Source organism: Streptomyces sp. WAC05292 (genome assembly GCF_003949955.1).
GTDB classification, from domain to species: Bacteria; Actinomycetota; Actinomycetes; order Streptomycetales; family Streptomycetaceae; genus Streptomyces; species Streptomyces globosus.
The window spans coordinates 1-12339 of the sequence record NZ_RPSE01000163.1; the positions used below are offsets into that span (position 1 = coordinate 1).

The 12339-nt window shown below is 75.7% G+C and carries 16 protein-coding genes; 7 read left to right on the forward strand and 9 right to left on the reverse strand.

Annotated elements, in window-relative coordinates:
- The first annotated feature begins 72 nt into the window (after positions 1-72).
- A complete protein-coding gene (locus EF903_RS18200; RefSeq protein ID WP_125544460.1) occupies positions 73-951 on the forward strand; it encodes a DUF4190 domain-containing protein in 879 nt (292 codons plus the stop codon).
- Positions 952-1047: 96 nt separating this feature from the next.
- Here EF903_RS18200 and EF903_RS18205 read toward each other — a convergent pair whose 3' ends face one another.
- On the reverse strand, positions 1048-2217 hold the full coding sequence (locus EF903_RS18205) for an NAD(P)/FAD-dependent oxidoreductase (protein WP_125544462.1): 1170 nt from the start codon (positions 2215-2217) through the stop codon (positions 1048-1050).
- A gap of 106 nt (positions 2218-2323) precedes the next feature.
- Between EF903_RS18205 and EF903_RS18210 the strand changes: the two genes are divergently transcribed.
- Positions 2324-2881, forward strand: coding sequence for a TetR family transcriptional regulator (locus EF903_RS18210; protein WP_221888750.1), 558 nt, complete (start codon positions 2324-2326; stop codon positions 2879-2881).
- Here EF903_RS18210 and EF903_RS18215 read toward each other — a convergent pair.
- From EF903_RS18215 to EF903_RS18225, 3 genes are all read right to left on the reverse strand, one after another.
- On the reverse strand, positions 2878-3129 hold the full coding sequence (locus EF903_RS18215; RefSeq protein ID WP_125544464.1) for a hypothetical protein: 252 nt from the start codon (positions 3127-3129) through the stop codon (positions 2878-2880). The genes EF903_RS18210 and EF903_RS18215 overlap by 4 nt on opposite strands.
- Before the next feature lie 68 nt (positions 3130-3197).
- Positions 3198-3461, reverse strand: a complete 264-nt coding sequence (locus EF903_RS18220; protein WP_125544466.1) for a hypothetical protein — start codon at positions 3459-3461, stop codon at positions 3198-3200.
- Positions 3462-3530: 69 nt separating this feature from the next.
- Entirely contained in the window at positions 3531-4094 is a 564-nt protein-coding gene (locus tag EF903_RS18225) for an SMI1/KNR4 family protein (RefSeq protein WP_260615540.1), read from the reverse strand.
- A 273-nt stretch (positions 4095-4367) separates the two neighbouring features.
- Here EF903_RS18225 and EF903_RS18230 point away from each other — a divergent pair, with 273 nt between their 5' ends.
- Positions 4368-5267, forward strand: coding sequence for an NAD-dependent protein deacetylase (locus tag EF903_RS18230; protein ID WP_125544468.1), 900 nt, complete (start codon positions 4368-4370; stop codon positions 5265-5267).
- Between the two features lie 14 nt (positions 5268-5281).
- Here the strand turns inward: EF903_RS18230 and EF903_RS34125 are convergent, their stop codons facing one another.
- The 3 genes from EF903_RS34125 to EF903_RS18240 form a co-directional block, all read right to left on the reverse strand.
- Positions 5282-5455, reverse strand: coding sequence for a hypothetical protein (locus tag EF903_RS34125; RefSeq protein ID WP_185902713.1), 174 nt, complete (start codon positions 5453-5455; stop codon positions 5282-5284).
- A gap of 125 nt (positions 5456-5580) precedes the next feature.
- Positions 5581-6324: a methyltransferase domain-containing protein gene (locus tag EF903_RS18235; RefSeq protein WP_125544470.1), complete on the reverse strand. Its 744-nt coding sequence runs from the start codon at positions 6322-6324 to the stop codon at positions 5581-5583.
- Positions 6325-6599: 275 nt separating this feature from the next.
- Positions 6600-7208, reverse strand: coding sequence for a TIGR03086 family metal-binding protein (locus EF903_RS18240; protein WP_125544472.1), 609 nt, complete (start codon positions 7206-7208; stop codon positions 6600-6602).
- Positions 7209-7557: 349 nt separating this feature from the next.
- Between EF903_RS18240 and EF903_RS18245 the strand changes: the two genes are divergently transcribed.
- Positions 7558-7992, forward strand: a complete 435-nt coding sequence (locus EF903_RS18245; RefSeq protein ID WP_125544474.1) for a hypothetical protein — start codon at positions 7558-7560, stop codon at positions 7990-7992.
- A 38-nt stretch (positions 7993-8030) separates the two neighbouring features.
- On the opposite strand, the gene EF903_RS18250 is transcribed toward EF903_RS18245, so the two are convergent.
- Positions 8031-8729 carry an alpha/beta fold hydrolase gene (locus EF903_RS18250; protein WP_125544476.1) on the reverse strand — a complete coding sequence of 233 codons (699 nt, stop codon included), beginning with the start codon at positions 8727-8729 and terminating at the stop codon, positions 8031-8033.
- Between the two features lie 98 nt (positions 8730-8827).
- On the opposite strand from EF903_RS18250, the gene EF903_RS34130 reads away from it, so the two are divergent.
- The gene (locus EF903_RS34130; protein WP_185902714.1) at positions 8828-8971 is read left to right on the forward strand and encodes a hypothetical protein; all 144 of its coding nucleotides are present in this window, start codon (positions 8828-8830) and stop codon (positions 8969-8971) included.
- A 133-nt stretch (positions 8972-9104) separates the two neighbouring features.
- Positions 9105-10007 (forward strand): NUDIX domain-containing protein, encoded by a 903-nt coding sequence (locus tag EF903_RS18255; RefSeq protein WP_260615541.1) that lies wholly within the window; start codon positions 9105-9107, stop codon positions 10005-10007.
- Between the two features lie 15 nt (positions 10008-10022).
- Here EF903_RS18255 and EF903_RS18260 read toward each other — a convergent pair whose 3' ends face one another.
- Entirely contained in the window at positions 10023-11015 is a 993-nt protein-coding gene (locus tag EF903_RS18260; RefSeq protein ID WP_125544480.1) for a magnesium and cobalt transport protein CorA, read from the reverse strand.
- Between the two features lie 438 nt (positions 11016-11453).
- Here EF903_RS18260 and EF903_RS18265 point away from each other — a divergent pair, with 438 nt between their 5' ends.
- The gene (locus EF903_RS18265) at positions 11454-12047 is read left to right on the forward strand and encodes a VanZ family protein (RefSeq protein WP_185902715.1); all 594 of its coding nucleotides are present in this window, start codon (positions 11454-11456) and stop codon (positions 12045-12047) included.
- Positions 12048-12339: the final 292 nt, after the last annotated feature.

Consider the following 12339-nt stretch of genomic DNA (forward strand, 5'->3'; position numbering starts at 1 on the left):
CACCAGTCCCCCACCCGGCGGCGTTCCGCCCGGCTGTTGGTCTTTTCCACCCTTTCGAGGAGCACCACGAGCATGTCGATACCCCCGCAGCCGCCGTCGGGCCCGTACCAGCCGTACCCCCCGCAGGACCCGTACGGCCGGCCCGGTCAGCCGGGAGCGCCCGGGATGCCGGGGATGCCCGGTCAGGGGGCGCCGTACGGCGGTCCGCAGGGCTGGTACCCGCCGCAGCCGCAGAAGACGAACGTGGCCGCCGTCGTGGCGCTCGTGATGTCGGTGGTCTGCGCCATCCCGTTCGTCCCGCTGATCCTTGGGTTCGTCGCCCTGTCGCAGATCCGGAAGAACGGCGAGAAGGGCAAGGGGCTGGCGATCGCGGCGATCGTCATCCACGGGGCGACGATCGCGTTCTACGCGATCGTGCTCGCCATCGGGCTGTCCGGCGGGCTGGACGACGGCACGGCGCCTCGGCGGGACACCGGCGGGCGGGTCACCGTGCCGGAGCAGAGCGCGAGCCCCGGCGCGAACGCCGGTGCGAGCCCCGGCGCGAGCCCCCGCGAGCGCCGCAGGGACGTCGAGGACATCCGCAAGGGCGACTGCTTCAACACCGAGGACGACCTGGCGAAGACCGAGGAGGGGGGCACCGAGGCCCGGCAGTCGGTGCGGACCGTGTCGTGCGACCAGCCGCACGAGGGCGAGGTGTACGCCGTGTTCACCCTGGAGGGCGGGGCTTTCCCGGGCGCGGACAAGGTCGTCGCGAGCGCCGACGAGAAGTGCGGCGGCAAGGCGCTGACGGACTACGTGGGCAGTGACGCGGCGAAGCTGCCGAAGTCGCTCGAGGTGTTCTACTACTACCCGCAGGCGTCGAGCTGGGTCCTCGGCGACCGCACGGTCACCTGCTTCCTCGGCAACCCGGCCGGCACGAGCACGGGTTCGGTGCGCGCCAACGCTTCCTGAGACCGCCTCCCGCACAGGCAACGGCCGGCCGCGCACACCCGCGGCCGGCCGTTGCATGTGCGGGGGGAAGGCCGCTGCGGCGTCTGCGGCGGCCGGTCAGCGGTAGTCGAGTTCGGCCAGTTCGCGGGCGAGGCGGTTCCGGACGGCCGGGATCCGGGCGAGGACGGGCAGCAGGGTGTTGCGCAGGACGCGGAGCGTCCGGCCGCGGGCGGTGGCGACGCGGGTCATCCGGTCGGTGAGCGCGACGACCCGCTGGGCGACGGGGCGGCGCCGGGCCTCGTACGCGTCGAGGTCTCCGGCGGCCAGGGCGCGGCCGAGGGCGTGGCCGTCCTGGATGCCGGTGTTCATGCCCTGCCCGCCGGCCGGGCTGTGCACGTGCGCGGCGTCCCCGGCGAGCAGGAGGCGCCCGGCGCGGTAGCGGTCGGCCACCCGGTGGTGGACGCGGAACCGGGAGGACCAGACGAGGTCGTGCACGCGGGCCTCGCCGCGGAGGCGCTCCGCCAGCAGAGCCCGCACGAAACGCAGGTCCGGCGACGGCGGCGCCTCTGCGACCGTGGCGACGATCCGGTAGCGGCGGCCGGCGTCCGCGCCCCCTCCCCCCGGCAGCGGGGCGACGACGGTCAGCCCGGCGGCGCCGAAGGCGAGGGAGACCTCGGTCGGACCGGGGGCCCAGTCCATGGCGACGTCGGCGAGGACGAAGGACTCGTCGTACGCGCTGCCCGTGAAGCCGATGCCCGCCGCCGCGCGGACGGTGCTGTGCATTCCGTCGGCGCCGACGGCGTAGGCGGCGCGCAGGGTCCGGCCGGCGGTGGTGGTGAGGGTGACGCCGTCGGCGTCCTGAATGACGGAGGCGACCTCGTGGGGGCGGTGGACGTCGCCGCCGAGGGCCCGCAGGCGGCTCAGCAGGACGGCCTCGGTCTCGTACTGGGGGACCATCAGGGCGTACGGGTGGGCGGTGGGCAGGCCGTCGAAGTCGACTGCCGCGAGGGGGCGGGCGCCGTCGCGGATCCGGAAGCGCGAGACGGGGATGCCGCGGGCCACGAGGTCGGCGGAGAGCGCGCCGGCGGGGTCGAGCTCGTCGAGGACCTCCAGGGTGCGGGCGTGCACGACGGCGGCGCGGGAGGTGTTGGCGCCCTCGGCCTGCCGGTCGAGGAGGACGAAGTCGACGCCGGCCCCGGCGAGGGTGACGGCGAGGGCGAGCCCGGTGGGCCCGGCGCCGATGATGGCCACCTCCGTGCGGGAGGGCAGTGCGGGGGTGCTGGTCATCGCGGACCTCCTCCGGCGGGCCAACGCTTGTTGGCCAACGGCTGTTGACATGAGGATGCGCCCGCCCGCCCCGCTTGTCAACACTTGTTGGCCTACACTTGTTGGCATGATGACGCCGCGACGCTCCGACCAGACCAAGACCGCGATCCTGAGAGCCGCACGGGAACGCTTCGCCGCCCACGGCTACGAGCGGACGACGATCCGCGCCGTCGCCGCGGACGCGGAGATCGACCCGTCGATGGTCATGCGGTACTTCGGCAGCAAGGAGCAGCTCTTCGACGCCGCCCTCGCGGTCGACCTGCGCCTCCCCGACCTGGGCGCGGTGCCGGCCGAGCAGCTGCCGGCCACGCTCGTGCGGCACTTCGTGGAGCGGTGGGAGGGCGACCCGGCGGACGACGCCCTGCTGGTGCTGCTGCGCTCCGCGGTGACGAACGAGCAGGCCGCGGCCCGCATGCGCGAGGTCTTCGCCGGCCAGGTGGCACCCGCACTCGCGGCGGCCCTCGGCCCGGAACGGGCCGCCCGCACGGCCGGCCTGGTCGCCGCCCAGCTCCTCGGCCTCGCCCTGACCCGGTACCTGCTGGCACTCCCCCCGGTCGTCGCCCTGCCCCCGGACGACCTGGTCAAGCGCCTGGCCCCGGCCCTGGCCGCCACCCTGGCCGGCTAGGCAGTCCCTTTCGGGTCTCGCATCGCCGGGGAGCCGGGTCCGCAACGGGTGGACCACTCACCGCACGTCGACAGCCGCTGCCCGCCGGCCCGCACGACGACGAGTCCGCCGTCCTCGAAGGCGATGCGGTCGCCTGCGGCGAGGAAGAGCGGCCTCGCCGCCTCGAAGGCGTACCCGTCGTCGGTCGTGAGGTCCTTCACCAGCACCGACCGCGGGATCGGCGTGGCTCCGTCGGCTACCAGGCGCATCCCGAGATGGTCCCACGCTCGTTCGGACCGCCTCCGCCCCGCCCCGGCGAGACCGTGGGGCGGGCTGGTCACGGCAGCGGGTTGGCGCCCTGGATGGTGCGCCGGCCTGCGGTGCCGTCGCCCGGGGCGAGCAGCGTGCCTCCGACGCCGCGAAGAGTGACGAGAGCCGTGCAGGCGGGGTCGAGTTCGTCGACCGGGCGCCCGTAGAAGAGGATCCGGATGAGCACCAGGTCGATCGGCTCCGCGGCGTCGCGTAGGCGGCGGAAGCGCGCCCCGAGGCGCACCGGCCCGCGCGTGCAGCGCACGGCTGCCGTCGCCCCGGTCCCGTCCACGGCCCGCACGTGGTCGATCTGGAGCTCCGCGTCGCAACCGGGCGGCGGGCCGGGGGTCGCGCGTCGCCGTCATCCCGTGGGCCGGCCGAAGGCCTCGTCGGCGGTCGTGAAGCGGTGTCCGGGCGGCTCCGCGCCCTCGCGGAGGTAGTCGAAGTACGCCGACTCGGCTGTTCCGCCGAGCACCGCCAGGAGGAAGGGCACGCACCCGGTGGCGTGGGGCTCCCAGAGGGGGCCGCGGCCCTCGTTGTGGAGCACGGTCCATTCGTCGGGGTGCCGGCCCGGCCCGGCCAGCCAGTACAGGAAGGCCCCGGTCCCCTCCTCGTACGCCCACGGCAGCACCCTGGCCCCGGCCTCCTCCAGGCCGGCGGGCTTGGCCTCGAACTCCCACAGGCCGCCGAGGATCTCCTCGCGCTCGGCGGCCTGCGCGAGCAGGTCGCAGTCCGGGTGGGCGGAACCGGGGACGAGCAGCCAGATCGCGTCGGCGAAGACGCCGTCGCCGTAGGCGTCGACGAGCTGCTTGTAGTCGGCGGGCAGGCCGGTGCCGAGGGCGCGCTCGGCGCCCGCCCAGTCCACCGCGGCGCGCGGCTCGCCGGGTGGCGGGCAGAGGCGGACGAGCGCATCCCAACCGATCATGGAACGGACGCTACCTGACCGGGGTCGGCGGTAGCACCCCGCGGTCGCACCCCGCGGTCGCCCGCCGCGGTCGCGCACGACGCTCCGGCCCCGGTCCCGGGGGCCGCCGTGGCACGCGCCCCCACCGCGCGACGCCCCCGACGCGCCGTCCGGCATGCAGCGCCCCGCGGCCGGCCCGCGGGGCCGGGAGCCGGCACTTCCCCTTTCCGTCCGCACGCGTCCGCACCGCCCCCGCGTGCGGCGCATCGCGGCGGGCGTGCGTAGCCTGGCGGCATGCGTATGCGTCCCACCCTGAGCTGGACCCCCGCCGGGGACCTGCCGCCCGGCACGACGGAGCTGGGGCCCGTCGTCGATGTGCTCGCCGCCGGCAGGGTGCTCGTCCTCAGCGGGGCGGGGCTGTCCACGGAGTCGGGCATCCCCGACTACCGCGGAGAGGGCGGCAGCCTCAGCCGGCACACGCCGATGACCTACCAGGACTTCGTCTCGGGCGCCGGGGCGCGGCGCCGCTACTGGGCGCGCAGCCACCTCGGCTGGCGCACGTTCGGTCGGGCGCGGCCGAACGCCGGGCACCGGGCGGTGGCCGCGTTCGGGCGGCACGGGCTGCTGGCGGGCGTGATCACCCAGAACGTCGACGGCCTGCACCAGGCGGCCGGCACCGACGGGGTGGTGGAGCTGCACGGCGGCCTCGACCGGGTCGTCTGCCTGTCCTGCGGCGCCTCCACCCCGCGGGGCGAGCTGGCCCGGCGGCTGGAGGAGGCCAATCCGGGGTTCGAGCCGGTGGCCGCCGCCATGAACCCGGACGGTGACGCCGACCTCACCGACGAGCAGGTCGCGGACTTCCGGGTGGTGCCGTGCGCGCGGTGCGGGGGCGTCCTCAAGCCGGACGTGGTGTTCTTCGGCGAGGCCGTTCCGCCGTCGCGGGTCGCGCAGTGCCGGGCGCTCGTCGACGGGGCGGAGGCGGTGCTGGTCCTCGGTTCCTCGCTGACGGTGATGTCGGGGCTGCGGTTCGTCCGCCAGGCGGCCGGGGCCGGCAAGCCGGTGCTGATCGTGAACCGGGACGCCACCCGGGGCGACCGGCATGCCGTCACGCGGGTCGCGCTGCCCCTCGGCGCGGCCCTGACCGCGGTGGCGGGCCGCCTCGGCGTCGCCGTCGGCGGTGAGTCGGCCGGGTAGCTCCCGGCGCGGTTTCAGCCGTCCTGGTCCTTGCGGGCGCGCGCCCCCGCCTGCGGGTCCGCCGGCGCGTCCTGGCCGGGGTCCGGCTCGTGCTCGTGCGTGTGCGCCCGCTTGCGCTGCTGCTCCTGTTCCTGCCTGCGCTGCCGGTTGAGCTCCTCCTTGCGGGCCCTGCCCTGGGGGTCGGTCATCGGTCGGCTCCTTCCGTCCGCCGGTTCCCGGCCGCCGCGCGTGGAGGCGCGCCGCGACCGCTCACACCGGGCGTGTCCCCGAAAACGGGCCGCGGACACCCGGAGCCGTGGCCGGGGTGCGCGGGTCAGGCCCGGCAGCGGAGCATCTCCAGCGGCGGGTGCGCGAGGAGGTCGGCCCAGAAGTCCGCCCCGTACTCGGCGATGCCCGCCTCGGACACCCGCAGCGGCACCCACTCCAGGTCGCGGAATCCGACCCGCCGCAGGCACTCCTCGTAGACCTCGCGGCGCGGGACCGTGCCGAGAATGCTGATCGGCTCCGGGTCGAGGAGCGCGGTGACCCGTACGAGCGGGCCGGCCTCCCGCTCCTCGCCCGTCGGCTCGCAGCGGAAGCCGTACGCGGGCAGGCTCCGGCAGTCGAAGCGGTAGTCGGGCTTCTGCGCGAACACGAAGAGTTCGCCGCCCGGCACGAGATTGCGGTGGATGTTGCGGCACATGCGCTCCATCTCCGCGATGTCGGAGGCGTAGTTGAGGCACTGCACCGCCAGGGCGATGTCGAAGGGCTTCTCCAGCCGCCCGAGTCCGGCGGCGTCGCCGACCTCGTAGCGCACGCCCAGCGGCTCCTGCTCCTCGATCCGCCGCGCGGCGGCGATCATCTCGGCGGAGATGTCCACGCCGAACACGTCCGCGGCGCCGCGGCGCTTGAACTCCCGGCTGTAGAAGCCGGTTCCGCACGCCACGTCGAGGATCGACCTGCCGCTGACGTCACCGACCATGCCGAGGAAGCTCGGCACTTCCCCGTGGCGGATCAGCGGCAGGGACTTGAACCCCTCGAACGCCTCACCGATGCCGTCGTACTGCTGCTGTTGCACGCCCACGAGCGCTCCCTGTGTTCTGTGGTGCCGTCCGAATCCAGGCGCACCGGCCCCTGCAACGTGCGGAGGGGTGCCGGTGCGGCGTCGGCAGAAGTCTGCTCCGGGCACGTCGGCGCGCTGTACTGGCAGATGACACGAACAAGCGGGCGGGTGGGCCCCGTATCGACCGACACCGTCGGGCTGCTGAGCCTGAGGTGCCTGTGCCGGTCGGTGATCCGGCTCCCGCCGTCGTGAGGGGCGGATCCCCTTGCGCCGCCGGAACCGGTCGCGGCTCAGCGGGTGTGCGGCGGCGCCCAGCGCGGGTCGCGTCCGCTCAGCCCGACCGCCCGGTCGAGCAGCGGCGCGTCGTCGGATACGGGCACGACGGGCCCGAAGATCTCGCCCCTGCCGGCATCGTCCTCCTCGGCGGACGCGCGGAGGAAGGCGTACGAGGCGTGCAGGGCCGCCGGGTCCGGTTCGTAGGGCCGGCCGGCGGCCCGGGCCAGGTCCCAGCCGTGGATCACCAGCTCGTCGGTGGCGACGGCCCCCGCGACGCCGCCGGGGAGTTCCACGCCTCCGGCGCGGGTCATGCCGGTCCAGGCGGCCGGGTCCCGCCAGGCGACGGCCATCTCGGCGAGCGCCCTGGGCAGTTGCTCCCGCCAGTCCGCCGGCAGGTCGGGTACGGCGTCGGCGTCGGGCGCGGCGGCGGTCGTCGGGCCGAGGTCCTTCCGGGCGGCGTCGCGGAAGGCGATCGCGAGGCCCGCGAGGTGGGAGAGCAGTCCGCCGATCCGGTACCCGGGGCAGGGGGTGGGGTCGGCGAGCCGGTCCTCCGGAAGGTCCACCGCGAGCCGCGCCACGATCCGGGCCTGCGGGCGGAGGTCGAGAAACGCCGCGTCGGTCATGTGCCGCTCCTTCGGGGACGATGGCTCGAAGGGTAGACCGGAGACGCACCCGGCCCTCGCCGCAACACGGGCCTCACCCACCCCGCCACGGCCGATCCGCCCACACGGGCATCCTCGCGCCGGTGGACCGGTGCCCGGGGCCCGGGCCGGTCGGCCCGGACGAGAGGGCGGCCCGGGGGCCGTGCGCGCCGGTCCGGGCCCGGTCCGACGGCCCCGCCGATGCGGTCGCCGTCGCACCCGGCGGTGACGTCGCCGCCATGGCGTGCGAGGCGTGGTCCCGGGCGCGCCGGCCCCGACCGCGGCGCCGCCGTGGCGGCCCGTTGTCAGTGGCGGCCTGCATGCTGGCGGGATGACACCGTTGCTTCTTGCCGACATCGAGCGGGCCGTCCGAGACAGTTGGAGTGCCGAGACCTGCACCCCCGAGTACCGGTCGCAGTGGACCGGCGAGAACCCGGCCCGCGACCAGTGCGGGGTGACCGCCCTCGTCCTCAACGACCTGCTGGGCGGTGAGCTGGTCCGCGGCGAGGTCCACGTCGACGGCGAGCGCGTCGACTACCACTGGTGGAACCGCCTCGGCGCCGGCGTCGAGATCGACCTGACGCGCGAGCAGTTCCGCCCGGGGGAGGCGGTCGTGGGGGGCACCGTCATACCCCGGCCGCCGCGCGCGCAGCCGTACCGGCTCCGGGAGGAGTACGAGCTCCTCCGCACCCGGGTCCTGGAACGCCTGGCACGGCCGGCGGAGGCACGGCCCGGGCCGGCCTCGGCCGCGCCGCCCGCCGGCTGACCGGCAGGACCACCGCCCGGGGACCGCCGCACGGGGGTTCAGGTGGCGGCCGCGTCCAGGAGGAGGCGGGCCAGTTCCTGTGGTTGCGAGAACATCGGCCAGTGCCCGGTGGCCAGGTCGATCCGCCGCCAGCGCGGCCCGGTCAGCAGCCGGACGACGTCGTCGGTCGGTTCGGCGCCGTCGAGGAGGCACTTGACGTACGTCGACGGCAGTTCCTCCATCGGGCGGACCAGCACGGCGGGGTCGGCCAGGGACTCGCCCGGGTGCGGGGTCGCCCCGGCCGTGAACCGGGCGATCTGCCGGTCTCCGAGGCCCTGGCCCGCGCAGTCGGCCGCGGTGATCGGCGCCCAGCGGCCGCCGTTCGCGGCGATGGCCGCCTCCAGCTTCGCCGGGCCCTCCCACCAGGTGGAGACGAAGGACTCCCCCTGGGCCGGGACGCTGGAGTCGACGAAGACGGCCCGGGTCAGCCGGTCGCCGATCCGCCCGCCGGCCTGGCCGACCGGGATGCCGGCGTAGCTGTGCCCGACCAGCACGACGTCGTGCAGATCGAGGCGCTCGACCTCCTCGACGACGTCCCGGACATGGGTCTGCCGCCCGACGGGCAGGTGCCGCTTCTCGGCCAGGCCCGACAGCGTCAGCGGGTGCACGCCGTGGCCGGCCCGGCGCAGTGCGGGCACCACCTCGTCCCACGCCCAGGATCCGAGCCATGCGCCTGCCACCAGTACGAAGTTCGCCATGGCGGCACCGTAGCGGGCAGGACCGACAATGCCGGCCGGGTGCGGTCATGAGTACGCGTACTCAGGCCGGGGCGGATCCGGTACGGCAGGGTGTTCCCATGCACCAGCGTGAATGGAAGCCCGCGGACCACCGGCTCGGCGTCGAACGCGCCGGCATCGCCGTCCTGGCGGTGGCGGCGGCCATCGCCGCGGCGGCGGCCATCGCCGTACTGTCCGTCGTCACCGTCCACGCCCTCGCCTGACGCCCGGTACGCGCACCAGGGCGTGTGCAAGACTGGTCGGCCGCTCGCCGGACCCCGCAGGAGGAACCGGACGCGGACCGGTCCCTCCGACACCCTGCCGTCCGCACGTGCCACACACGCCGAGGAGCCCGTGGTGAACCCCTCCGACGAACCGCGCGTGGTCGCCGCGCTCCTGGTCGACTCCCGCGGCCGCTACCTACTGCACTTGCGCGACGCCAACAAGGACATCGGCGACCCGGGAACGTGGAGCCTGCCCGGCGGGCACCGCGACGGAGCGGAGGCCCCCGAGGAGGCGGTGCGGCGGGAGCTGGCGGAGGAGACGGGCCTCGCGGTCCCGCTGCGCGAGTTCGCCGTCGTCGACAACCCCGGCTCGTCCGGCGGAGCGGCCGGGAGCCGGGTCCGCGTCTACCTCGGGGCGTGGGATGGCGATGCCGACGCGCTGCCCTGCCCCGAGGGCATCATGTTCCACCACTTCGACGCGGCCACCGTCCCCTGTCTGACGATGTGCCCGTGGGCGAAGGACGTCATCGGCCTCCACCAGGCCGCCGGGGCTCCCGTCCCGCCCGCGGCGCCGCCGCAGGACCGCCCCGGCGGCGGCTCCCGCGGTGTCCCCAACGTGGTGGGCGTCCACCTCTACCTGGAGCGGGACGGCCGCGTCCTGCTCGGGCTGCGCCATCCCGACTCGGCGTTCGCGCCGCGCGCGCACCACTTCCTCGCCGGCCACTGCGAGCGGGAGTCCGCCGTCGCCTGCCTGGTGCGCGAGGCCGAGGAGGAGGCCGGGCTCGGGATCGACCCCGCCGACGTGGAACTCGTCCACGTGGTGCACGTCGTGGACGGGCCCGGCGACCGGCCCCGCATGCAGCTCGTCTTCCGCGCCCGCGCCTGGCAGGGCACGCCCGAGGTGCGGGAGCCCGACCGGTGCCTGTCGTGGGACTGGTGGCCCGCCGACGCCCTGCCGGCCAGGGTCGTCCCGTACACCCGCGCGGCGATCGAGGGCATCCGCGCCGGCCGGCTGTACACCGAACTCGGCTGGTGACGCCGCGTCCGGCCGCTACAGCCAGCCGTTGCGGCGGAAGGCGCGGTAGAGCAGCCCGGATGCGGCCGCCATGATGCCGAGGGCGAGGGGGTAGCCGTAGCTCCAGCCCAGCTCGGGCATGTGCCGGAAGTTCATCCCGTACACGCCCGCGACCATGGTGGGCACGGCGAAGATGGCGGCCCACGCCGAGATGCGCCGCATGTCGTCGTTCTGCCAGGACGCCACCCGCGCCTGCTGTGCGTCGAGGACGGCGTTCAGCAGCTCGTCGAGGGTGCGCACCTCGGTGTCGGTGCGGGCGAGGTGGTCGGCGACGTCGCGGAGGTACGGCAGCGCCTGCGCGGGATACGGCTCCTCGCCGCGGTTCAGGAGGCCGTGGACGACGGGGACGAGCGGCTGTACGGCGTCCCGGAACTCGCGCACCTCCCGCTTGAGGGAGTAGATGTCCTCGGTGACGTCGGTGCGGTCCACGGAGAACACGCTGTCCTCCAGCCGGGTCAGGGCGGCGCGGGCCTTGCCGGCGGCGTCCCCGTAGGCGTCGACGACGACGTCGAGGACGGCGTGGACGACGGCGAGCGGGCCGTAGCGGAGCAGTGCCGGGTCGTCGCCGAGGCGGCGGGCGGCTTCGCCGGCGGGGTCGGCGGGGCCGTGGCGGACGGTGAGGACGTAGCGGGGGCCGGCGAAGAGCATGACCTGGCCCGTCTCGACCGCGTTCCCCCGGGGGACGTACCACAGGGTTTTCAGGGCGATGGCCAGCACGTCGCCGAAGGTCTCGCTCTTGGGGCGCTGCCGGGGGTGGAGGGCGTCCTCGACGGCCAGGGGGTGCAGGCCCAGCTCGGCGGCGAGGCCGACGAGTTCGGCCTCCGTGGGGTCGTCCAGGCGCACCCAGCCGAAGCGGTGCGGCTCCAGCGCGCGGAGCTCCTTCAGGACCACCCGGCAGGCGTCGTCCCCGAGGCCGCACCGCACCGAGTCGGTGCGGCCGGTCCGTTCGTCGTACAGCGTGCATTCCATGGTGTGTCGTCTGCTTCCGCGCGGCCGGTTCATGCGCGCGTCCGGCCGCTGCCCGGGTGACGGCTGTTCAGGAAGGCCCGCGGGGAGGGGTTTGGCGGCGCGGGGACGGGTCACACGCGTCGACGGCGGGGTCTGCGGTCGGACTTCGGCGGGCCCCGCCGGGCCTGGGCCGTGCACGTGCTCACCGGCGGCCCGGGACCCGTCGGCATCACGGGCCCCACGGGGCACGCCAGGCTGCCGAACGGGATCCGCACGGCACACGGGCCGCGCCCCGCCCCGCCCTCCTCCCCGGGCGGCTGCGGGCCGTGTCCCGGCAAGCCCCCGGCCACGGCGCTCGGACCGCCGTCCCCGGGCTCGCGGAATCCGTACGGCGGCCGGCCACCCCGACGACCGGCCGGGCCCGAGGGTCCCCTCCCCCCGGAAGGATTCCTCATGGAGATGCTCAGGAAGTTCGCCGGTTCACGGCTGCGGCCGGGTCCGCCGCCGCCGGCGGAGCCGGGGCGGCGTCCGGTGGTGCGGGCGCTCGCCGTGCTCGCCGCGTTCGCCGGCACGGTGCTGTTCAGCCTGGCCCTGGCGCGGGTGACGCTGGAGCCGTCGGCCGCCTCGGCGGGGCTCGTGCACAGCAACGTCCATCCGGGCGCCTCGATCCGGCAGTACCTGGAGCAGGCCTCCGCCGCCGACGCCGTGCGGCAGCTCGGCGGGAACCTGCTGCTCGGCGTGCCGTTCGGCCTGCTGCTGCCGGTGATGCTGCCGCAGACGCGCGGCCTCCTGCGGGTCGCCGCGGTGACGGCCGTCGTGATGACCCTGGTGGAGCTGGTCCAGGGCGCCCTGGTCACGGGACGGGCCTTCGACGTCGACGACGTGCTCCTCAACACGGCGGGGGCCCTGCTCGGATTCCTCCTCGCGGGCCGCCGCATGAGCCGGGCGGTGCACCCGCGCCGCCGGCACTGGTGGCACCGCCTGCCCGGGTTCGGCCCGCGCGGCGGTGCCGGAGCCCCCGAGGCCGGCGCCGGTGCCCGGCCGCAGCCCTGACGCAGGGCCGCACGGATGCATGGGGCCGCGCGGGGTGCTTAGGGGCGCGCGGACGGGGCAACCGGCCCCTGTCCGCCCCCGGAGGGCATGCCTCCGGCGCCCGGGCGGGCAGTGACGAACGAGGAGGCACCGTGCCGAACCGACCTGCGGACGATCATCTGGAAGCGCTGCGCGCGCGGCTCGCTGCGCCCGGGGAGCACGGGCTCACCCCGGCGGAGCACGAGGAGCTGCAGCGGCTCCTGCAGAGGGCCGGGCGGGACGGGGCGCAGCGAGCCGCGCGCGCAGCGCTTCC

Excerpts from the sequence above, each read along its gene's own strand:
- EF903_RS18200 (WP_125544460.1), top strand. The coding sequence starts at position 73 with ATGTCGATACCCCCGCAGCCGCCGTCGGGCCCGTACCAGCCGTACCCC.
- EF903_RS18205 (WP_125544462.1), bottom strand. The coding sequence starts at position 2,217 with ATGACCAGCACCCCCGCACTGCCCTCCCGCACGGAGGTGGCCATCATC.
- EF903_RS34130 (WP_185902714.1), top strand. The coding sequence starts at position 8,828 with ATGCACCAGCGTGAATGGAAGCCCGCGGACCACCGGCTCGGCGTCGAA.
- EF903_RS18225 (WP_260615540.1), bottom strand. The coding sequence starts at position 4,094 with ATGATCGGTTGGGATGCGCTCGTCCGCCTCTGCCCGCCACCCGGCGAG.
- EF903_RS18240 (WP_125544472.1), bottom strand. The coding sequence starts at position 7,208 with ATGACCGACGCGGCGTTTCTCGACCTCCGCCCGCAGGCCCGGATCGTG.
- EF903_RS34125 (WP_185902713.1), bottom strand. The coding sequence starts at position 5,455 with ATGACCGACCCCCAGGGCAGGGCCCGCAAGGAGGAGCTCAACCGGCAG.
- EF903_RS18245 (WP_125544474.1), top strand. The coding sequence starts at position 7,558 with ATGACACCGTTGCTTCTTGCCGACATCGAGCGGGCCGTCCGAGACAGT.
- EF903_RS18260 (WP_125544480.1), bottom strand. The coding sequence starts at position 11,015 with ATGGAATGCACGCTGTACGACGAACGGACCGGCCGCACCGACTCGGTG.
- EF903_RS18215 (WP_125544464.1), bottom strand. The coding sequence starts at position 3,129 with ATGCGCCTGGTAGCCGACGGAGCCACGCCGATCCCGCGGTCGGTGCTG.
- EF903_RS18265 (WP_185902715.1), top strand. The coding sequence starts at position 11,454 with ATGCTCAGGAAGTTCGCCGGTTCACGGCTGCGGCCGGGTCCGCCGCCG.
- EF903_RS18250 (WP_125544476.1), bottom strand. The coding sequence starts at position 8,729 with ATGGCGAACTTCGTACTGGTGGCAGGCGCATGGCTCGGATCCTGGGCG.
- EF903_RS18230 (WP_125544468.1), top strand. The coding sequence starts at position 4,368 with ATGCGTATGCGTCCCACCCTGAGCTGGACCCCCGCCGGGGACCTGCCG.
- EF903_RS18210 (WP_221888750.1), top strand. The coding sequence starts at position 2,324 with ATGATGACGCCGCGACGCTCCGACCAGACCAAGACCGCGATCCTGAGA.